General features: G+C 65.1%; 21 protein-coding genes and 1 pseudogene. 11 read left to right on the plus strand and 11 right to left on the minus strand.

What is annotated here, in order from left to right; genetic code table 11:
• Window positions 1-124: 124 nt before the first annotated feature.
• A complete protein-coding gene (locus tag AWB68_RS35740; protein WP_235028681.1) occupies window positions 125-481 on the minus strand; it encodes a hypothetical protein in 357 nt (118 codons plus the stop codon).
• A 747-nt stretch (window positions 482-1,228) separates the two neighbouring features.
• On the opposite strand from AWB68_RS35740, the gene AWB68_RS35750 reads away from it, so the two are divergent.
• Window positions 1,229-1,969, plus strand: coding sequence for a hypothetical protein (locus tag AWB68_RS35750; RefSeq protein WP_087648972.1), 741 nt, complete (start codon window positions 1,229-1,231; stop codon window positions 1,967-1,969).
• A 45-nt stretch (window positions 1,970-2,014) separates the two neighbouring features.
• On the opposite strand, the gene AWB68_RS35755 is transcribed toward AWB68_RS35750, so the two are convergent.
• Together AWB68_RS35755 and AWB68_RS35760 are read right to left on the minus strand one after the other, a co-directional pair.
• Window positions 2,015-2,665 (minus strand): VC0807 family protein, encoded by a 651-nt coding sequence (locus AWB68_RS35755; RefSeq protein WP_087648973.1) that lies wholly within the window; start codon window positions 2,663-2,665, stop codon window positions 2,015-2,017.
• Between the two features lie 33 nt (window positions 2,666-2,698).
• Complete coding sequence (locus AWB68_RS35760) at window positions 2,699-3,403, minus strand: glutathione binding-like protein (RefSeq protein ID WP_087648974.1); 705 nt, start codon at window positions 3,401-3,403, stop codon at window positions 2,699-2,701.
• 368 nt (window positions 3,404-3,771) lie between these two features.
• Here AWB68_RS35760 and AWB68_RS35765 point away from each other — a divergent pair, with 368 nt between their 5' ends.
• Both AWB68_RS35765 and AWB68_RS35770 read left to right on the plus strand, forming a co-directional pair.
• Window positions 3,772-4,218, plus strand: coding sequence for a hypothetical protein (locus AWB68_RS35765; protein WP_125483151.1), 447 nt, complete (start codon window positions 3,772-3,774; stop codon window positions 4,216-4,218).
• Between the two features lie 118 nt (window positions 4,219-4,336).
• The gene (locus AWB68_RS35770; protein ID WP_087648975.1) at window positions 4,337-5,104 is read left to right on the plus strand and encodes an SDR family oxidoreductase; all 768 of its coding nucleotides are present in this window, start codon (window positions 4,337-4,339) and stop codon (window positions 5,102-5,104) included.
• 13 nt (window positions 5,105-5,117) lie between these two features.
• Here the strand turns inward: AWB68_RS35770 and AWB68_RS35775 are convergent, their stop codons facing one another.
• Entirely contained in the window at window positions 5,118-5,348 is a 231-nt protein-coding gene (locus tag AWB68_RS35775; RefSeq protein ID WP_087648976.1) for a hypothetical protein, read from the minus strand.
• A 225-nt stretch (window positions 5,349-5,573) separates the two neighbouring features.
• Here AWB68_RS35775 and AWB68_RS35780 point away from each other — a divergent pair, with 225 nt between their 5' ends.
• The 8 genes from AWB68_RS35780 (at window position 5,574) to AWB68_RS35815 (ending at window position 13,791) form a co-directional block, all read left to right on the plus strand.
• Complete coding sequence (locus tag AWB68_RS35780) at window positions 5,574-6,872, plus strand: CitMHS family transporter (protein ID WP_087648977.1); 1,299 nt, start codon at window positions 5,574-5,576, stop codon at window positions 6,870-6,872.
• Between the two features lie 39 nt (window positions 6,873-6,911).
• Entirely contained in the window at window positions 6,912-8,264 is a 1,353-nt protein-coding gene (locus AWB68_RS35785; protein WP_087648992.1) for an acyclic terpene utilization AtuA family protein, read from the plus strand.
• A gap of 1 nt (window position 8,265) precedes the next feature.
• Window positions 8,266-8,571: an AtuA-related protein gene (locus AWB68_RS35790; RefSeq protein WP_087648978.1), complete on the plus strand. Its 306-nt coding sequence runs from the start codon at window positions 8,266-8,268 to the stop codon at window positions 8,569-8,571.
• Entirely contained in the window at window positions 8,568-9,452 is an 885-nt protein-coding gene (locus AWB68_RS35795; RefSeq protein ID WP_087648979.1) for a LysR family transcriptional regulator, read from the plus strand. Before AWB68_RS35790 ends, AWB68_RS35795 begins: the two co-directional genes overlap by 4 nt.
• Window positions 9,453-9,608: 156 nt before the next feature.
• Window positions 9,609-11,633 (plus strand): sigma-54-dependent Fis family transcriptional regulator, encoded by a 2,025-nt coding sequence (locus AWB68_RS35800; protein WP_087648980.1) that lies wholly within the window; start codon window positions 9,609-9,611, stop codon window positions 11,631-11,633.
• Window positions 11,634-11,732: 99 nt separating this feature from the next.
• The gene (locus AWB68_RS35805) at window positions 11,733-12,479 is read left to right on the plus strand and encodes a lipoyl protein ligase domain-containing protein (protein ID WP_087648981.1); all 747 of its coding nucleotides are present in this window, start codon (window positions 11,733-11,735) and stop codon (window positions 12,477-12,479) included.
• 34 nt (window positions 12,480-12,513) lie between these two features.
• On the plus strand, window positions 12,514-13,344 hold the full coding sequence (locus AWB68_RS35810; RefSeq protein ID WP_087648982.1) for a hypothetical protein: 831 nt from the start codon (window positions 12,514-12,516) through the stop codon (window positions 13,342-13,344).
• Between the two features lie 60 nt (window positions 13,345-13,404).
• On the plus strand, window positions 13,405-13,791 hold the full coding sequence (locus AWB68_RS35815) for an ester cyclase (protein WP_087648983.1): 387 nt from the start codon (window positions 13,405-13,407) through the stop codon (window positions 13,789-13,791).
• A 127-nt stretch (window positions 13,792-13,918) separates the two neighbouring features.
• On the opposite strand, the gene AWB68_RS35820 is transcribed toward AWB68_RS35815, so the two are convergent.
• The 7 genes and pseudogenes from AWB68_RS35820 to AWB68_RS35850 all read right to left on the minus strand — a co-directional run.
• Window positions 13,919-14,431: a YMGG-like glycine zipper-containing protein gene (locus tag AWB68_RS35820; protein WP_087648984.1), complete on the minus strand. Its 513-nt coding sequence runs from the start codon at window positions 14,429-14,431 to the stop codon at window positions 13,919-13,921.
• Between the two features lie 26 nt (window positions 14,432-14,457).
• On the minus strand, window positions 14,458-14,793 hold the full coding sequence (locus tag AWB68_RS35825) for a hypothetical protein (protein WP_087648985.1): 336 nt from the start codon (window positions 14,791-14,793) through the stop codon (window positions 14,458-14,460).
• Window positions 14,794-15,045: 252 nt separating this feature from the next.
• Complete coding sequence (gene modC, locus AWB68_RS35830) at window positions 15,046-16,188, minus strand: molybdenum ABC transporter ATP-binding protein (RefSeq protein ID WP_087648986.1); 1,143 nt, start codon at window positions 16,186-16,188, stop codon at window positions 15,046-15,048.
• Window positions 16,189-16,210: 22 nt separating this feature from the next.
• Window positions 16,211-16,891 (minus strand): molybdate ABC transporter permease subunit, encoded by a 681-nt coding sequence (gene modB / locus AWB68_RS35835; protein ID WP_087648987.1) that lies wholly within the window; start codon window positions 16,889-16,891, stop codon window positions 16,211-16,213.
• Between the two features lie 25 nt (window positions 16,892-16,916).
• Window positions 16,917-17,672, minus strand: a complete 756-nt coding sequence (gene modA / locus AWB68_RS35840; protein WP_087648988.1) for a molybdate ABC transporter substrate-binding protein — start codon at window positions 17,670-17,672, stop codon at window positions 16,917-16,919.
• 216 nt (window positions 17,673-17,888) lie between these two features.
• Window positions 17,889-18,293 (minus strand): hypothetical protein, encoded by a 405-nt coding sequence (locus AWB68_RS35845; protein WP_087648989.1) that lies wholly within the window; start codon window positions 18,291-18,293, stop codon window positions 17,889-17,891.
• Between the two features lies 1 nt (window position 18,294).
• Window positions 18,295-18,774: pseudogene (locus AWB68_RS35850) on the minus strand (sodium:solute symporter family transporter); the annotation flags it as partial.
• Window positions 18,775-18,865 lie beyond the last annotated feature (91 nt).

Genomic DNA, 18,865 nt, shown 5'->3' on the forward strand with positions numbered 1-18,865 from the left:
GTTGCGCGTCAAGCGCAACCGCCCCTTGATCGATGCGGCCAACGAGGCCGCCGAAAGTCCGCAGCATCAAACTCGTGAGCCGACTCGGCGCTCACGAGCACCCATCCCCGATCTTCCACTTCAGCTATTGCACGAGCCTACGCCCGTCGTCGTTCGATACGGCTGGCGTCGTGCACGCTTCCAGCGCGGTAATCGCCTTTTTCGCGAGCGTCATCGTCTCATCGCACGCGGGGCGGTCGCTGAAAATCGCGCAACCTCCGCCCGCATCCACTTTCGACAACGCCCGCTTCACCCGTTCCAGCGCGAACTGCGCCGAGCCTGCATCGGCGATGAGCGCGGCGATATTGAACACGCTTCCCGACGTCGTTTCGACCCAGTTCGGGCACGCGGCCTCGGCCCCGCTGAACGCGGAAAAAAACAATGCGAGAGAAGCCGCGAGCCAGAACCCATGGCGTCGCGACACGGCAAGAAAGAGTTTCATGATCATCATCCGCAGCGCAATTGAGCTACCGCATACCCGTCGACGCAATCGCGCGCCGTCGGCTAGACGGCACGGCGCCGCTCGCAGTGCAGGCTCGATATCGGTTGGCCCGGACGCCACAAGCCGGAGCGATTTGCTTCGTGATCCACGATGCGCGTGCGTTCGTAATGATCGGCTGCAATTGTCCACAGCTTCTGTGCTTAAGCCTGTGGATATCCTGCCTGATACCTCGGCAACGCACTGACGCAAAAGAAAATTCGACGCACGAACGATCGGGTGGCACCGATGCCGCCGTCGATGTCCGCACGACGCGATCCCGCTGGCGCAGCGAACGCGCCCGAGACGGTGATGCGCCGTGAAGACGGCCTGCTCGATAGACATCGTAATCACGGTATCGATTCAAAAAAAATGCGGCAAGAGAGGCTGTCGGTTTCGCTGCGTCGCAACGAGGATGTTTGCCATTCGTAGGCATTCGTTATTGGGGATGTAAAAAAGTCTCGCTGGTGGCATAACTGCGATGGGCGCGGAAATACTCGCCCGTACATCCGACCATCCACCGACGAATTCGGCAGGCGAGACCGAAGCGGCGGATCAACAGCAACCATCTTGCATGGGACCGGAGCAAGACGCTTTGGACGAGAGCAAGCGCATGGGGTCGGCCAGAGTAAGCACATAGGGCCAGCGCCCACTCTGACCGACTGTGCTAACGCTCGTCGACAGCGCCAGCTCGGGTCGACAGGAGGCAGCATGTCGAACATCAGGATTTCAGTGATCAACTCCAGCACGGTAGTGACCGACGCTCAGGTCCAGGCCGCGCTGCCGGCGTTGCAGAAGCAGGTGCACGAGCACTTCGCGCCGGCCTGGGGTATCGATGCGGAGCTCACGTTCGTGCCCAAGAAGAAGAAGCCCGCAGCCGGTTCGTGGTGGCTCAGCATTCTCGACAACTCGGATCAGGCGGGCGCGCTCGGCTACCACGACGTGACGAACGAAGGGCTGCCGCTCGGCAAGGTGTTTGCCAAGACCGACCAGCAATACGGCAACAAGTGGACGGTCACCGCGAGCCACGAACTGCTCGAAATGCTCGCCGACCCCGAAATCAACCTGACGGTGTTCGTCCAGCCGAGCGCGACGAAGGGCGTGCTTTACGCGTACGAAGTCTGCGACGCGTGCGAAGCCGACGAGCTCGGTTACGACATCGACGGCGTGACAGTGTCCGATTTCGTGTTTCCCGCCTGGTTCGAGCCGGGGCGGAAGGCCGGGACGCAGTTCGACTACGGCAAGCACCTGAAGAAGCCGGTTCCGGCGCTCGCGGCCGGCGGCTACATCGGCGCGTTCGACGTGACCTCGGGTAGCGGCTGGAACCAGATCACGGCACAGAAGGCGCCATTGACGTACCAGATGCGCGCGAAAGTCGGCACGCGCCGCGAACGGCGCAGGACGCCGCGCGACCAGTGGCTCAAGAGCCACGCGAAATTCAAGGGGGATTGACGCAGCAAGCGTCCGCGGCGCTGGAGTCCGCATCACGGCACGCGCTCATCGCTCTCCGATGCGACCGGGCGCGGCATCCCGTTCGAGTTCTTGCTGCCTGATGCGTCGGCGAACCCAGAAGGTCCACACCGTCAGCGCGCCGTAGACGCCGTATTGCAGAACGCGCGAAGCGACCAGCGCATGACGATCGCCCGCCCAGTGCCAGACGATGAACACGCGCAACACGTTTTCCGCGACGAGGCCGACGCCCCACACCGCGGTCATCAACCGAAGCATCCAGGCGAGTTCAGGCCGATCGCGACAATGCGCGTCGAAGTCGAGCGCGACCTGGTTCCCTTCGCGGGAGAGCGTCGAGCGTGCAAGATAGAAGACGAGCGGACGCCGCAAAATTAGCGACAACAGAAACATCACGCCGACGATGCCCGACACCGTCGGCTCTTCGAGTGCACGCGAGTGAGGATCATCGCCGATGGTCGTCGCGGCGAGCGACAGCAGCGTGCTTGTGAGCACGAGCGCGCTCAGCGCATCGAAATGGCGCAGCCGCGCGAGATCCCACGCCATCCACGCGATGAGCGGCAGCGTCGATGCAGCCAGCGCGAGCGGGTGGCCCAAGTGTGCGAACGCAAGCCGGTACGCAAGCCACGGCAACGCAAGGTTGACGAAAACTGCGAGCAGATATCGGCGCTGGATCGTCATGGGCGTGCCTCACGAAACCGCCTTGCTTGCGATTCAATTCCGCTTCGGGATATCCAGCGCGCGCGTGACGGCTGGCCGTGCCAGGAACGCGTCGAGCACGCGCGTGACGTTCGGGAACCGCTCGATTTCCACGAGCTCGCGCGCTTCATAGAACCCGACGAGATTGCGCACCCACGGAAACACCGCCATGTCGGCGATGGTGTACTCGTCGCCCATGATCCACGGCCGGCCCGCGAGCCGCTCTTCCAGCACGTTGAGCAGCCGCTTCGATTCCCCGACATAGCGGTCGCGCGGACGCTTGTCTTCATAGTCCTTGCCGGCGAACTTGTGGAAAAAGCCGACCTGCCCGAACATCGGGCCGACGCCGCCCATCTGGAACATCAGCCACTGGATCGTTTCGTAGCGCGCGGCGGCGTCGCTAGGCATGAAGAGGCCCGTCTTGTCGGCGAGATAGATCAGGATCGCGCCCGATTCGAAGAGCGCCAGCGGCTTGCCGCCGGGACCGTTCGGATCGAGGATCGCGGGGATCTTGTTGTTCGGGCTTACCGACAAGAACTCCGGCGTCATCTGATCGTGCGCGTCGAAGCGCACGAGATGCGGTTCGTAGGGCAGGCCGGTCTCCTCGAGCATCGCCGAGACCTTGACGCCGTTCGGCGTGGGCAGCGAATAGAGCTGCAACCGGTCGGGATGCTCGGCGGGCCATTTCTTCGTGACGAGGAAAGCGGACAGGTCGTTCATTGATGATCCTTCGAGGCAAGAGAGAGTCGTGCCGGTCATTTCCGGCGGACAGGCCGTCAAATATAAACACTCCCGTCATTCCTGTCTTTGCCACGTCCGGGCAGCGCATGCACGCGAGTGGTGCGTGAGCCCAGCGCATTGAAATTCTGTCACGGCGAGCATTGCAAAAAGGGACTGATGTTTCCCGTACAGACGTCGAACGGCGAAACGCGGGATACTTGGGTCACCCGCTGGACGAACGTCATATCGGCTGTGTGCGGGTGTCATGCGCCAGGTCCCCGCAGCGCCGTTTCGAAGATCGAAGATTGGCGCGATTATTGCATCGACCCTGACGCCTCGTATCGCCAGGAACCGTTCGACGCAATGCCATGAAAAAGGGTCCCATTCTCCTTGCTACCGCGCTGGCTGTAACAGGCGTGGCCTCCGCGCCTGCTGCCACCTATGGTCTTGCGCTCGATAGTCCGCTCGACTGCAAATCGAGCGCTCACACTTTCATTGCGCCGCTCGTCGACTCGCGATATATCGAAGCGACACCGATGCGCGTCGAGGCGAATTCGGTGAACGCATTCCGCCCGACGCACGGCAGCGATCTCACCGCTTTTGGCTTTCGCGTGTACGCAGTGCTCGGTTATCAACGCGACGACGCGATGTTCAAGCAGGGGAGCGGTGCGCCGCTCACGGATTCGGCGTATGGCGTCGTGGTGGTCGGGCCGGCCGAATCGGTCGAAGAGCGCGTGCGTGCATCGGGCAGCGATGCCGTCGTGCACCCGGTGGTCCCGCTGGTACTGACGGCCGTGTTTTGCGGCAAACACTAGGTGCGGATCGTTCGCGAACTCCGGCGGTTCGCAAGTCCCGGTTTCCGTGTGAAGCGTGCGCAAAGTTGGTAATGTCGACACTTCGGCACCCGCGTGCGCAACCACGGAGAACATGGCAATGTCAGAAGCAAGCAGCAAGAAGGAACGCATCGCAATCGTCACGGGCGCGGGCACCGGCATCGGCCGGGCGGCGGCACTGGCACTGCTCGGCGACGGCTGGCGCGTCGCGCTTGCCGGCCGCAGGATCGAGCCGCTCGAAGCGGTGATCGGCGAAGCGGGCGCCGAGGATCGCGCCTGCGCGATCTCGACCGACGTATCGGACCCGGAGTCGGTCGCGCGTCTTTTCGCATCGGTGACGGAGCGCTTCGGGCGCCTGGACCTGCTCTTCAACAACGCCGGCGTGAGCAACCCGCCCGGCCCGTTCGAAGACTGGACGCCCGAACAATGGAAGCGCGTCGTCGACATCAATCTCAACGGCATGTTCTATTGCATCCAGAACGCGTTTCGCGTGATGCGCGCACAGAATCCGATGGGCGGACGCATCATCAACAACGGCTCGATTTCGGCGAGCGCGCCGCGTCCCAATTCGATGGCCTACACGGCAACCAAGCACGCGGTCGCGGGACTCACGAAGACGAGCTCGCTCGATGGCCGCAAGTACGACATTGCCGTCGGACAGATCGACATCGGCAATGCGCGCACCGAGCTTGCGCAGCGCATGGAGAAGGGCGTGCCGCAGGCGAACGGCGAGATTGCGCCCGAGCCGATGATGGATGTGAGCATCGTCGGCCAGTCGGTGCTGTACATGGCGAACCTGCCGCTCGAGGCGAACGTGCTGTTCCACACCGTCATGGCGACGAAGATGCCGTTCGTGGGACGCGGCTGAAGGCGGACTCGGACTACTCAGTCCTGTACCACACGCGTATGCCCGAGTACCAGTGACTGACACTGGTATCGTCGCCGGCGCCGAACGTCGAGAGGCTCTCGACGTTCATCACATCGACGCCGTGCTCCGCAATCCACAGGTTCGCCCGTTCGACGAGCGCCGCGCCGTTCTCGTAGACGTTTCCCTTGATAAGGTGGTGCTGCACCACTTTCCGCTCAAAGTCCTCGAAGGCGATTTTCGTCATCGTTGTCTCCTGGTTTTTCAGATCCGCATGGTTGTGGCCTCAGTCTATCAAAGGCACCGCAGCGCCGGCGCATCCCGCATTCATCGACAAAGCCGATTAATGCATTGAAAAAATCGACTTCTCAGGCCAATCGGAACACCGTAAATTCGGTTCAAACAAGAAGACGCGCATAACGCCGCCGCCCCCTCGACCGAAAAACCATCCGACTGAATCGGAGGAGACACGATGCTGGCCCTGCTGGGAGTCGTCACCATTCTCGCGCTGCTTGCGGCGATCATGACCAAGCGCATGTCGCCGCTTGTCGCGCTGATCGCGATACCGATCGCGGCTGCGCTCATCGGCGGCTTTGGACTCGCGACGAGCAAGTTCATCGTCGCGGGCATCAAGGACGTCGCGCCCGTCGCCGGCATGTTCATCTTCGCGATCCTGTACTTCGGCATCGTCACCGATGCCGGCATGCTCGATCCGATCATCGATCGCATCCTGAAGACCGTCGGCCTCAGTCCGCCGCGCATCGTCGCGGGCACGGCGCTGCTCGCACTGATGATCCACCTCGACGGTTCCGGCGCTGTCGCGTTCCTGATCACGATTCCCGCGATGCTGCCGCTCTACGACCGCCTCGGCATGGACCGCCGCATCCTCGCGCTCGCGACATCGCTTGCGTGCGGCGTCAACTTCCTGCCGTGGACCGGGCCGATGATCCGCGCATCCGCTTCGCTGCATCTTCCCGTCACAACGATCTTCAATCCGCTGATTCCGGTGCAGCTCGTCGGCATCGCGTTCGTATTCGGGACTTGCTGGATGCTCGGCCGGCGCGAGGCGAAGCGGCTCGGACTTGCCAACGGACACGATCACGCCGAAGTGCTCACGCGCACCTTGAGCGATGCCGAAGCCGCGCTGCGCCGTCCGCGAAATTTCTGGATCAACCTGCTGCTCACGGTCGTCGTGATGGGCGCGATGATCAGCGGCAAGGTCGATCCGGTGGTGATGTTCATGATCGGCGTGGTGCTCGCGCTCTTGATCAACTATCGCACGGTCGACGAACAGCGCGCCCGCGTCGATGCCCACGCGAAAGCCGCGCTGATGATGGCGAGCATCCTGTTCGCGGCGGGCGTGTTCACCGGGATCATGGGCAAGTCCGGCATGCTTTCCGCGATGGCGACGGCCGCGGTGGGCTTCGTGCCGCCGTCGATGGCGCAGCATGTGCCGGTCGTGCTCGGCCTGCTGTCGATGCCGCTCAGCCTGCTCTTCGATCCCGACTCGTTCTACTTCGGCGTGCTGCCGGTGGTGGCCGAAGCGGGCAAGCTGCTCGGCGTATCGCCGGTGCATGTCGCGCAGGCCGCGGTGCTCGGGCAGATGACGACGGGCTTCCCGGTCAGCCCGCTCACGCCGGCGACGTTTCTCATCGTCGGCTTGTGCGGGATCGAACTCGGCGACCATCAGAAGTTTTCGATTCCGTATCTGTTCGGCGCCTCGGTCGTGATGACGATCGCCGCCGTGATCCTCGGCGTGCTGCCGCTCTGACTGCGCGCGTTGGCCGAACCTGCATCAACGGAGATGAACATGAAGCACATCAGAATTGGCGGCGGCGCCGGCTATTCGGGCGATCGCATCGAACCGGCAGTGGAACTGGCGCAGAAGGGCGCGCTCGACTATCTGATCTTCGAATGCCTTGCCGAGCGCACGATCGCGCTTGCGCAGCAAGCGCGCAGGCTCGACCCGGCGCGCGGCTACGATCCGCTGCTCGACGCGCGGATGCGCGCCGTGCTGCCGCTTGCCGCCGCGAATGGCTTTCGCATCGTCACGAACATGGGCGCGGCAAACCCGGTCGCGGCGGCAAGGCGCACGGCCGACATCGCGCGCGAAGCCGGATTGCATGGACTGAAGATCGCGGCCGTGACCGGCGACGACGTGCTCGACGTGCTGCGCGCCGGCGATTTCACGATCGAGGACAACGGTGAACCGGTCGCGTCACTCGGGGACCGGCTCGTGTCCGCGAATGCGTATCTCGGCGCGCAGCCGATCGTCGATGCGCTGCGCCAGGGCGCCAATGTCGTGATTACCGGGCGTGTCGCCGATCCGGCGCTGGTGACCGGCCCGCTCGTGCACGAGTTCGGCTGGTCGATGAACGATTGGGAGCGCCTGGGGCGCGGCACGCTGGCGGGCCATCTGCTCGAATGCGCGGGGCAGATCACGGGCGGCTATTTCGCCGACCCGGGCATGAAGGACGTGCCGGCGCTCGCGCGGCTCGGCTTTCCGATCGGCGAAATCGATGAAGAAGGCAACGTCGTGATCACGAAGATCGCAGAGGCAGGCGGACTTGTCACCGAGGCGACCTGTAAGGAGCAACTGCTGTACGAGATCCACGATCCGGCCGCTTACCTCACGCCCGATGTGATCGCCGATTTCTCCGGTGTGCGCGTGCGCGAGATCGCGCGCGACCGCGTCGCGATCGACGGCGCCCGCGGGCATCCGAAGACCGGCAAGCTCAAGACGTCGCTCGGCTACGTGGACAGTTGCGTCGGCGAAGGGCAGATTTCGTATGCGGGGCCGGGCGCCGTCGCGCGCGGTGAACTCGCGCTCGCGATCGTGCGGGAGCGGCTCGCGCTGATCGGCGTCGAGGCGCTCGAAGCGCGCTATGAACTGATCGGCGTGAATGCGCTGCATGGCGAGCGGCTCGGCGCCAAACATCTCGCCGAGCACGGCGAGCCCTACGAGGTGCGCGCTCGCGTCGTCGTGAGGACGAAGAGCATGGCAGAGGCCGCGCTGATCGGCAACGAAGTCGAAGCGCTCCTGACTTGCGGACCCGGCGGCGGCGGCGGGGCCACCAAGTCGGCGCGCGAAGTGATCGGCATCGTGTCGGCGCTCGTGCCGGAATCGCTCGTGACACCCGCGCTCACCTTCTTCGAGGTATGACATGCAACTCAGAGACATCGCACACGCACGCGCCGGGGACAAGGGCAACATCTCCTGCATCTCGGTGATCGCCTACCGCGCCGGCGACTACGAACGGCTCGTGCGCCACGTCACCGAAAGCGCGGTCGGGCGGCACCTCGCGGGCATCGTCGAGGGCGAGATCCGGCGTTATGAACTGCCCGGCATCGGCGCGCTCAACTTCGTGCTGAAAGGCGCGCTCGCGGGCGGCGTCACGCGTTCGCTCGCGCTCGACGCACACGGCAAGTCGCTCGCGTGGGCGCTCCTGTCGCTCGACGTGCCCGAATGAACCTCTCGACGAAGCAGTTGCGCGCGTTTCTCGCGCTGCGCGACGTCAGGAATTTCACGCAGGCCGCCGAACGCTGTCATCTCTCGCAGTCCGCGTTCAGCGCGCTGATCGGCAACCTGGAGCGCGACGCGGGCGTGCGCCTGTTCGACCGCAGCACGCGGCGCGTCGAACTGACACCCGAGGGCGAGGCATTCGCGGAATCGGCGGCTCTCCTCATCGCCGATTTCGACAAGATCTGCGAAGACTTGCGCGATCGCGTCGACGTGCGCGGCGGACGTGTGTCGATTGCGGCGCTCCCGTCGATCGCGGCGGGCCTGCTGCCGGAATTGCTGCAAGACTTCCATGAGCGTCATCCGGGCGTGCAACTCGATCTGTTCGACGTGTTGTCCGACGAATGCATCGCGCTCGTGCGGCGCGGCCGCGCCGATTTCGCGATCGCCGCGCTCGGCCCCGACATGACGGGCCTCGACGCCACGCCGTTCTGCACCGACAGCTACTATCTCGTGTGCCATCGCGCGCATCCGCTGGCCGCGAAGCGCAGGATCCGGCCGGAACATCTCGCGCAGTACCCGTTCATCAACCTGGCGCGCAACACGAGCATCCGCCAGCAACTCGACATGGCGCTGCAGCCGCTGCGCCTGCGCGGCGTGATGGAAGTCGAACAACTGGCGACGGCGGCGGCGCTCGTCGTGCATCAGCTCGGCTTCACGGTGATCCCGGAACTCGCGCTCTTTCCCTTTCGCCACGAGGCGCTGGCGATCAAGCCGCTGCGGCTCGACGGGCTCGTGCGGCATCTTTATGTGATCCGGCTGCAGAACCGGAGCCTGTCCATTGCCGCCGATACGTTCCTGCAGCAGGTGTTGCAAGCGCGGCGCGCCTGAGTTTCGTATGAGTTAAGCGCTCACTCCGGCGCGGTTTGCCCAACGCCCGCGCAGTCGGATAAAGTAGGAGTCCGGTCCCGAAATACCCAGGCGACCCGAGGCGCTCCGAAGAAGCGCCCGCGCCGAGCCGGGCCAGGAGACACCAAGGAGAGCACGATGGACATGCGGCAACGCAAGCACATCGAGGCGGTAGTCGAAGCGACCACGCGCACCCTGCCGGAGGGTCAGCCCACGGGTGGGCCAATGATGGCGGCGCGCACGCACGAGGCGATCATCGAGTCGTCGTGGCGGCGCTGCGTGCATCAGTACGGCCTCGACCCGTCGCGGATGCAGGAAGCGCGCATCCTGCCGCAGACGCGGCTGCGCGAGCACCAGCAACGCATCGACGACTTCGCCCGCATCGCCCGCCACGGTCTTCAGACGCTTTACAGCCAGGTCGCGGGCCTCGGCTACGTCGTGCTGCTGACCGACGCACAAGGCGTGACCGTCGACTATCTCGGCGACGCCAATACCGACACGAGCCTGCGCCGCGCCGGCCTCTATCTCGGCGCGCAATGGAGCGAGACCGGCGCCGGGACCTGCGCAGTGGGCACGGCGCTCGCAACCGGCCAGGCGCTGACCGTGCATCAGATCGACCACTTCGACGCCACGCACATCCCGCTGACCTGCACCGCCGCGCCGCTGTTCGATTCGCACGGCGGCCTGACCGCCATCCTCGATATCTCCGCGCTCACGTCGCCCCAGGCGCGCGACAGCCAGAGCCTCGCGCTGCAACTCGTGCGCATCTACGCGAGCCATATCGAAAACGCCAATTTCCTTCGCACGCACCGGCAGGACTGGATCCTGAAGCTCAATACATCGCCGGAGTTCGTCGATGTCGACCCCGAGTATCTGGTCGCGCTCGACGCGAGCGGGCGCATCGTCGGGCACAACCGCCGCGCGCACGAGATGCTGGCGGCGGAGCAGGGCCGGGGCGGCGAACTGCCGCCGCTGGTCGGCACACCGTTCGAGGCGCTCTTCGATGCCCGTCTCGAAGACCTCGGCCGCTTCGTGTACTCGCGTCCGAGTGAATTGCGGGCGCTGTCGCTCGCGCGCAGCGGCGCATTGCTCTACTTGAGCGTGATGCCGCCCGCGCCGCTGTGGCAACCGGGCGCGAACGCCACGCGTGACGCCGGCCGCGCGACGAAGATTCCGGCGCCGCTGGCCGCGCTGTGCGGCGGCGACGCCTTGCTCGAACGGCAACTCGAACGCGCGGCCAAGCTCGTCGATTCGCCGATCAACCTTCTGATCAACGGCGAAACCGGCTCCGGCAAGGAATATTTCGCGAAGGCGCTGCATCAGGCGAGCGCGCGGCGCGGCGGGCCGTTCGTCGCGGTCAATTGCGCGGCGATTCCCGAGACGCTGATCGAAAGCGAACTGTTCGGGCATTTGCCGAACAGCTTTTCCGGCGCGGGGCCGAAGGCGAAGCGCGGACTGATCCAGGAGGCCGATGGCGGCACGCTCTTTCTCGATGAAATCGGCGACATGCCGCGCGAACTGCAATCGCGCCTCCTGCGCGTGCTGGCGGAAGGCGAGGTGCTGTCGATCGGCGCGTCGCGGCCGGTGTCGGTCGATCTGCGGGTGGTCTCGGCGACGCATCATTCTTTGGACGAACTGGTCGAAAGTGGCCGTTTTCGCGAGGATTTGTATTACCGGCTGAACGGTGCGCGTTTTGCGCTGCCGCCGCTGCGCGAGCGTACCGATCTCGACTGGCTGATCCAGAAGCTTTTGGCAGACGCGCCGGGCGGGGCGGTGGCGCTCTCGCCCGCGGCGCGCGAGCGACTGCATCGGCATCGGTGGCCGGGGAATTTGCGTGAATTGTGCAATGTGCTGCGTTATGCGCGGGCGGTTTGCTCGGACGGGCATATCGAAGTCGACGACCTGCCGGAGAATGTTTCGGCCTCGGTGAGCGTGAGCGAAGCGGCCGCGCCGGCATTGCAGGGCGCGAGTGTGGCTCACGAAGAATTCGATCCGCATCTGCTGTCGCCGGAAGGCATGCTGCTGATGCAGTATCTGCGCGCGGCGAGCTGGAATCTCAGCGCGGTTGCGCGCCAGATCGGCGTGAGCCGGATGACGTTGTATCGGCGGATGGCGCGCTATGGCATTCGCTCGCCCAACCAGCGCGATGCCGGGGCGCATTGAGCGTGGCGCTTCGCTTTGGGTTTTCGGTGGGGTTTGCGTTTGTAGCGCATCAAACGGTATAAAAAAATACGATCCCAAGCGCCAGCGACCACCGATCCAATGCCCTTCGACCTCATCGACTTCGACGCCACCGACGCAGCAGCAAACCCCCTCGACGCTGAGCAGGCCCTGCTTGCCCACGCAGCGGCCGGACGCGCGGTCGCGCATCTATGGGAAGCGCCGGTGTCGCTCGTGGTGCCGCGCAGCTACCAGCGCTACGCCTCGCTCGACGCAGCCCGCGCCGAGTTCGCCCGTCGCGGGTGTCCCGTGTTTTTGCGGCTGTCGGGAGGCGGCCTCGTGCCCCAAGGCCCCGGCATCCTGAACCTGAGCCTCGCGTTTCCGCTGACCAGCACGATCGGCATGATGGCCGACGCCGTCTACCTGCACCTGTGCGCGATTCTGGCCGGCGCGCTGCGCGAACTCGGCGTCGAGACGCATTGGCAGGCGGTGGAAGGTTCCTTCTGCGATGGCCGCTTCAACCTGGCGTGGGGCCCCGCCGACGATGCGCGCAAGATCGCCGGCACTGCGCAATACTGGCGACGCGTGCCGGATTCTCCCGGCGACCCGAGGTACGCGGTGCTCGCCCACGCGGTGCTGCTGGTCGACGCCGATCCGCTTGAAATCAACCAGCGTGCGAACGACTTCGAGACTCTGATCGGCAGCGGCCGCCACTACGAAGCCGACAAGGTGGTGAGCGTCGCGCAGGCGCTCGCATTGCAAGGCGCGGACATCGGCGCGGCGTTGCCGGCGCGGGTGGCGAAAGCGCTGGCGAAAGCAGTCGCGGCGGCGTCGCCGCCAGCTTCATGAAGGCCAACCGGTTTCACCTGCCTGGAGGTCCGCCGTGCCGCTCACCCGAGTATCGAACGGGTTCTTCTTTGCGCTGTGGGTCGCCGTCTGCGCGGCCGCGCCCGAATTCGTCTGGCAAGGGCTCTTCTCGGTATTCGGCCACTTCACCCTGCGCGATGCCGCCGCGGCGCTCCTGATCGGCCTGATCCTCGCGTTTTTCGTCGAACCGTTGATCGAGCGTATGCGCACACTGAGCCTGCAACCGGCGCACCCCGACAAGAGCCCCGCGTTCGCCGCCTGCACGGCGCTGAGCTTCGCGGTGGCGACCGTGTGCGTGCACGAGGCGATCACCGTCGCCATCGCCGCGAGCCATACCAACGAGCAGGCCGCCCTGAATCTCGCACTCGCGGTCTCGCAGACGCTCCAGTGGGCCGTGACGCCATTCGCGATCACCGTCGCGTGGTTCGCGGCGCGCGCGCGGCGCTGGATCGCGTGGACCGTCGCGGTGCTTGCGGCGCTTGCGGTCGTGCTGACGGGAATCGTCTTCGACTGGAGCGGCCGCGTCATCATCACGAGCGCCATACCGGCGATCCTGATCCTCGGCGCGGGCATATTCGCCGTGCGCGAGACGTGGGACCACCGCACCTTCAAGCGCTGCGCACGCGTGACCGCCGTGACGGCGATCGCGTGGCTCGTCGTCACCGGCGTGTTGCAGGCGGGATTGTCGCTCGGTCATGTCGGGAATTTCACCGTCTACGACTGGAGCGAATTCTGGATCGACTGCCGGTTCTACTTCGGCTGGGTGGTGGGGTTGATCGTCGCGCCGGATTTCGTGCCGGCGCAGAGGACGCGCGCTTCGAATGATGCGTGGCGCGGGCGGCGGTGAAGGGGCTTCGACTCGCGCCACGTTGCAGCAGGAATCTTGTACAACGAGGGAGCCATTGCCATGAATAAAACCGACCTCTCCGACATCTATCGAAACTACATTGCCTGCCTGAACCAGCAGGACTGGCCGAGGCTGGAGCAGTTCGTTCGGGACGACGTTCATTACAACGGTCAGCGGATCGGCTTATCGGGTTATCGCGAGATGCTGGAGCGGGACTTCAGGGAAATCCCGGACCTTCAATTCAATATTGAGCTGTTGGTTTCCGATCCGCTCTTCATAGCCAGCAGGTTGCACTTCACGTGCGCGCCAACGGGAACATTCCTTGGTCTCCCGGTAAACGGAAAGAAAGTCTCGTTTGCGGAGAACGTGTTTTATCGATTCCGGGAAGGAAAGATCGAGCAAGTCTGGTCAGTGATCGACAAGGCGGCGATTGAGACCCAGCTTTAGCATCGTGCATTGGCCGTGACTTGATCCAAGTGCGAGCGCCTGACCCAAAACTCGACAAAACAAAGCCGACCCCAAGTCGGCTTTGTCGTAACGCTTACCGCCGTGCGCGTCAGCCAACCACGCCTTCTCAACTGGAAGGCGGCGGAGGTGGCGGCATCCCCGGGGGCGGGGGCGGCGGAGGCCCATAGTGTCCCCCGCCCGGCGCGGTCATCATGTGGCCGCTGACCGGCACGCGGTCGCCGGCCGCGTACATGCACTGAAGATACGAGTAATCATAGCGACGCTGCACCTCATACCCCGAGCCCTGTGCCGTCCCCATGCCGACCAGGCTTCCCGTGAGCAAACCCACGCCCGCGCCGACCGCCGCGCCCGCGCCGCCGTTGAACGCCGCGCCCGCCGCCGCGCCGAGCGCCGTGCCAATCGCCGCGCTGCCGACCGCGCTCGTGGTGGCGGCCTGATTCGCCGACACCCCCCCCACCTGGTTGAAGGCGAACTGACGACACGCGCCGTCGTCGGCGCGGAACTGGTCGAAGGTCTTGCCCGTGCCGGGGAGCGCCATGACGCTCGGCGTCGTTGGCAGGGCGGTGCACGCGCTGACGCAGGTCAGCGCGGCGAGTAATGCGATCGTTGAGCGGGCCATGTTGCCGGTACGATCCTGTTCAAGTGTCAGTTGGACGGTGCGGGCTGCGGGGCGACTTCACGCCAGCCGCCCGGGCACTGCTTCACATACGGGTAATACGCTTGCGACGCATCGCAGTAATACCAGGAGCCGCTCGGCTGACCGGGTCCGGCCGCTGCCTGTCCTTGCTCGACATACGCTTGCGGCGCGGCCGGCATCGCGACGACGGGCGGCGGCGGATAGTAGTAATACGGAGCCGGCGCCACCGGAAAGTAGAGCGGGCCGCCGATAAACACGCCGACATGCCCGCCGGCATTCGCCGACCCGCATGCAAAGGCTGCGGCCACCACCGACAGCGTGACAAAAATCCTCAGTCGCTTCACGACGATCTCCTCGTTCGACCTGCTGAGCCGTCAACCTTGAAGTGGAACACTTACAGGGGACCGGCTAGCGGCGATCGGCACATAGTTGAACGCTATGCCACTTGTGCGGGAAATTCAATTACGGCGAAAGAGGGGTATTTTTCGGCGCGTTACGCGGCAAGGGGCCGTGCGCAAGGGGCCGCTTACCGACGCCTTGGCGCCTTGGCCGAAGAAGTGGTGTCAGCCAGGCGCGCAGCGCACCGATCAAGCCGATCAGGCCAGCAGCGACACCGCCTTCACCTGAGCCCAAACCCGCTTTCCGACGACAAGGCCCAATCGATCGCGCGAATACCGCGTGATCCGCGACAGCAGCGGCGTGCCGTCGACATCGAGCCGTACCATCACCCGCGAAGGGTCCGGCGCCGATTCGATTTCGACGACCGTTGCCGGGAGCACGTTGAGCACGCTGGTGTCCTCGGCCGCGCTCGAAGCGAGGCTGACGTCGCGCGCCCTGACGACGATGCGCATCGGCTTGCCCGCGGGCAGCGCGGCGTGCACGACCCTGAGCGAAACGCGCGCGCCGGGCAGGTCGAGCGTCAGGAGCCCGTAGTGCGCATCATGGCCCGCGACGGCGCCCTGGATCACCACCGACGCGTCGTCTTCCATCGCGACGGGCAAATCGAGCCGCGCGAGCGTATCGGTGATCGGTCCGCTCGCGACCGCGCGGCCCTGATCCAGCAGCACGAGATGATCCGCGAGGCGCGCGACTTCTTCCGGCGCGTGGCTGACATACAGGATCGGGATGTCGAGCTCGTCGTGCAGCCGTTCGAGGTAGGGAAGGATTTCGAGCTTGCGTTTCTGGTCGAGCGATGCGAGCGGTTCGTCGAGCAGCAACAGGCGCGGGCTCGTCAGCAGCGCGCGCGCAATGCCGACGCGCTGCCGTTCACCGCCCGACAGTCCCGCCGGCATGCGCTCGAGCAGATGGCCGATGCCGAGCAGCCCGGCCGCCTGCGAAAGTTCGACGCGACGGGTCGCTGGCGCGACGCGGTTCATGCCGTAGCGCAGATTGCCCGCGACAGTGAGATGCGGAAACAGGCTCGCTTCCTGGAAGACGTAGCCGAGCGGCCGCTTGTGCGTCGGCAGGAAGATGCCGTTCGCGGTATCGAGCCACACTTCGCCGTTGACGCAAAGGCGTCCGTCCTTTGGCCGGGCGAGGCCGGCGATACATCGCAACAGCGTCGTCTTGCCCGATCCCGAGTGTCCGAAGATTGCGCTTACGCCGCGCCCCGGCAGGTTCACGTCGACATCGAGCGTGAAGCTGCCCTGTTCGACGCGAAAGCGGGCGTGGATGCCCTCGGTCGCGGCATCTGGCAACGAGGTCGCTCGAAGGCTGGCCGGGGCCGGAAGTTCAGCCATGTTCTTTCAGACTTTCCGGTTTTCAGACGTAAGCGGAAGGCGTGCGCCGGCTCGAATAGAGCGCGAGCAGCACGAGAAACGAAAACACCACCATGCCGCCCGCAAGCCAGTGCGCCTGCGGATATTCGAGCGCTTCGACATGGTCGAAGATCTGCACCGAGACCACGCGCGTGCGGCCCGGAATGTTGCCGCCGATCATCAGCACGACGCCGAACTCGCCGACCGTATGGGCGAAGCCGAGGATCGTCGCGGTGATGATGCCGGGCCGCGCGAGCGGCAGGACCACCGAGAAGAAGCAGTCCCACGGACTGGCTCGCAACGTCGCGGCGGCTTCAAGCGGCCGGTTGCCGATCGCCTCGAACGCGTTCTGCAACGGCTGCACGACGAACGGCATCGAATACAGCACCGAACCGACGACCAGCCCCGCGAACGTGAAGGGCAGCAGGCCCCAGCCGAGCGCCTGCGTGAACTGGCCGACATAGCCGTTCGGCCCCATCACGACGAGCAGGTAGAACCCGATCACGGTCGGCGGCAACACGAGCGGCAATGCCACGATCGCGCCGACCGGCCCCTTGAGCCGCGAGCGCGTGCGCGCGAGCCACCACGCGAGCGGCGTGCCGATGACGAGCAGCAGCAGCGTCGCGAGCGATGCAAGCTGGACAGTCAGCCAGATCGCCTGGAAGTCGGCACGGGAGAGTGGCATCGCGCGAGTCGTGCGGCCGTCAGGGTCAGAGCTTGTAGCCGAACGATTTGATGACCTCGGCGGCCTTCGGTCCCTTCAGGTAGTCGGCGAACTGCTTCGCGACGGGGTTGTCCTTGCCCTTGCTGAGGATCACGGCATCCTGCCTGATCGGATCATGCAGCGACTCTGGCACGATCCACGCCGAGCCGCTCGTGATCTTGCCGTCCTTGTAGATCTGCGACAGCGCGACGAAGCCGAGTTCCGCGTTGCCCGTCGCGATGAACTGCTGCGCCTGCGAGATGTTCTGCCCTTCGACGATCTTCGAAGCGACGGCCTGCGCGAGCCCGAGCTTGTCGAGCACCTGCGTGGCGGCGAGCCCGTACGGCGCGGTCTTCGGATTGGCGATCGAGAGATGGCGGTAGTCGTTCTTCTTCAGCACGTCGCCGTTCGCGTCGACGTAGCCTTCCTTCGCCGACCAGAGCGCGAGCGCGCCCGTCGCGTAGGTGAAGCGGCTGCCGGGCACGGTCGCGCCTTCGGCTTCGAGCTTGGCGGGCGTGGTGTCGTCGGCGGCGAGGAAAACCTCGAACGGCGCGCCGTTCTTGATCTGCGCATAGAACTGCCCGGTCGCGCCGAACGATGCCACGACCTTGTTGCCCGTGTCCTTCTCGAAGTTCGCCGCGATCACTTGCACGGGCGCCGTGAAGTTGGCCGCCACGGCGACCTGCACTTCGCCGGCGAACGCGGAGTTTGCGGCGGCTCCGGCCACGATCGCGAGCAACAAGCGGAAAAATCGAAACTTCACGAAAACCTCCTCAGACGGTAGTCAAAAATCGCTCTTGGTATGGACCCGGCGCGCGATGAATCTTCAGCGCGCCGTTTCGCGTACCGTAATATAGCCGAATATATTACGCGGGCGAATGCGACACCGTTCCCTGCATGCGCATCCGGCATGGGGAACGAGGAGGAGGGGATTTGATCTGTGCGGTCCGGCCCGGGCCGCACAGCATGCGATGAGGGATCAGGAGGCGTTGCGTTCCGCGGGAACGTCGAAGGTGACAGTGGTCTTGATGGGAAGCGGTGCCAGCACTTGCCGCAGCCGCTCCCGAACCTGCGCCGCACGATCCCCTAGCGCTGGTTCATCGAGCAGGACTTCGATACCCTTCTGCGCATCGATCCGCACGCGCGGGCAGGGCGCCGCTTCCTTCGACTCGGCCCACACTTCATTCACGCGAGCGGTCACCACTGCCTGCGCCGCCATCATGCGAAGCTCGGGCTTATAGATCTTGCCGACATTGGTCATCGGCATCTTCGCGATGAGCGTGATCCACTTCGGCTTCGCGGGCGCCTCGTCCACGCGATTCGCGACGTACGACATCAGTTCGTCGACGGTCGTGTTCGCGCCCGGGCGCAGCGTCGCGAACACGTCAATGGTCCACCGCCTTGGCCGACAGGATGCCCGTCTGTCCATAGAACTCCTGCAGCGCGAACGCTTCGCGCTCCGCGCGGGCGCGTACGCCGCGATCGAGCATCGAGAACAGCCAGATGCCCGCGAACGCGAGCGGCACGGAAACGAGCGCGGGATTGTCGAGGAACACGAGCGCGTGCGCCTGGTGCAGCACGTCGACCCAGACCGACTTCGAGTACAGCGTCAGCAGCACCGCCGAAACGAGCCCGAGGCTTCCGCCGACGACCGCGCCGCGCGTCGTCATGCCGCGCCAGAAAATCGACGATACCAGCACCGGGAAATTCGCACTCGCCGCGACGGCCGCAACGAGGCCGACGAGAAACGCCACGTTGACGTGCTCGAACAGGATGCCGAGGCCGATCGCGATGAGGCTCAGCACGAGCGTCGAGATGCGCGAGATGCGCATCTCGCGCGCTTCGTTCGCCTTGCCGCGCGTGTACCGGCTCGGATTGTCTGGACACGGGTTTGCAACTCAGGCGGCCTCTTTCATGGTGGCTGCGTGACGGGCTTCATGGGGTGACATAAAGCCC

Origin of the sequence: Caballeronia choica, assembly GCF_001544535.1 — a bacterium.
In the GTDB taxonomy this organism is placed as follows: domain Bacteria; phylum Pseudomonadota; class Gammaproteobacteria; order Burkholderiales; family Burkholderiaceae; genus Caballeronia; species Caballeronia choica.

Excerpts from the sequence above, each read along its gene's own strand:
- AWB68_RS35800 (WP_087648980.1), top strand. The coding sequence starts at position 9,609 with ATGGACATGCGGCAACGCAAGCACATCGAGGCGGTAGTCGAAGCGACC.
- AWB68_RS35765 (WP_125483151.1), top strand. The coding sequence starts at position 3,772 with ATGAAAAAGGGTCCCATTCTCCTTGCTACCGCGCTGGCTGTAACAGGC.
- modC (WP_087648986.1), bottom strand. The coding sequence starts at position 16,188 with ATGGCTGAACTTCCGGCCCCGGCCAGCCTTCGAGCGACCTCGTTGCCA.
- AWB68_RS35755 (WP_087648973.1), bottom strand. The coding sequence starts at position 2,665 with ATGACGATCCAGCGCCGATATCTGCTCGCAGTTTTCGTCAACCTTGCG.
- AWB68_RS35775 (WP_087648976.1), bottom strand. The coding sequence starts at position 5,348 with ATGACGAAAATCGCCTTCGAGGACTTTGAGCGGAAAGTGGTGCAGCAC.
- AWB68_RS35795 (WP_087648979.1), top strand. The coding sequence starts at position 8,568 with ATGAACCTCTCGACGAAGCAGTTGCGCGCGTTTCTCGCGCTGCGCGAC.
- AWB68_RS35790 (WP_087648978.1), top strand. The coding sequence starts at position 8,266 with ATGCAACTCAGAGACATCGCACACGCACGCGCCGGGGACAAGGGCAAC.
- modB (WP_087648987.1), bottom strand. The coding sequence starts at position 16,891 with ATGCCACTCTCCCGTGCCGACTTCCAGGCGATCTGGCTGACTGTCCAG.
- AWB68_RS35805 (WP_087648981.1), top strand. The coding sequence starts at position 11,733 with ATGCCCTTCGACCTCATCGACTTCGACGCCACCGACGCAGCAGCAAAC.
- AWB68_RS35760 (WP_087648974.1), bottom strand. The coding sequence starts at position 3,403 with ATGAACGACCTGTCCGCTTTCCTCGTCACGAAGAAATGGCCCGCCGAG.
- AWB68_RS35770 (WP_087648975.1), top strand. The coding sequence starts at position 4,337 with ATGTCAGAAGCAAGCAGCAAGAAGGAACGCATCGCAATCGTCACGGGC.
- AWB68_RS35740 (WP_235028681.1), bottom strand. The coding sequence starts at position 481 with ATGAAACTCTTTCTTGCCGTGTCGCGACGCCATGGGTTCTGGCTCGCG.
- AWB68_RS35750 (WP_087648972.1), top strand. The coding sequence starts at position 1,229 with ATGTCGAACATCAGGATTTCAGTGATCAACTCCAGCACGGTAGTGACC.
- AWB68_RS35785 (WP_087648992.1), top strand. The coding sequence starts at position 6,912 with ATGAAGCACATCAGAATTGGCGGCGGCGCCGGCTATTCGGGCGATCGC.
- AWB68_RS35820 (WP_087648984.1), bottom strand. The coding sequence starts at position 14,431 with ATGGCCCGCTCAACGATCGCATTACTCGCCGCGCTGACCTGCGTCAGC.
- AWB68_RS35780 (WP_087648977.1), top strand. The coding sequence starts at position 5,574 with ATGCTGGCCCTGCTGGGAGTCGTCACCATTCTCGCGCTGCTTGCGGCG.
- AWB68_RS35815 (WP_087648983.1), top strand. The coding sequence starts at position 13,405 with ATGAATAAAACCGACCTCTCCGACATCTATCGAAACTACATTGCCTGC.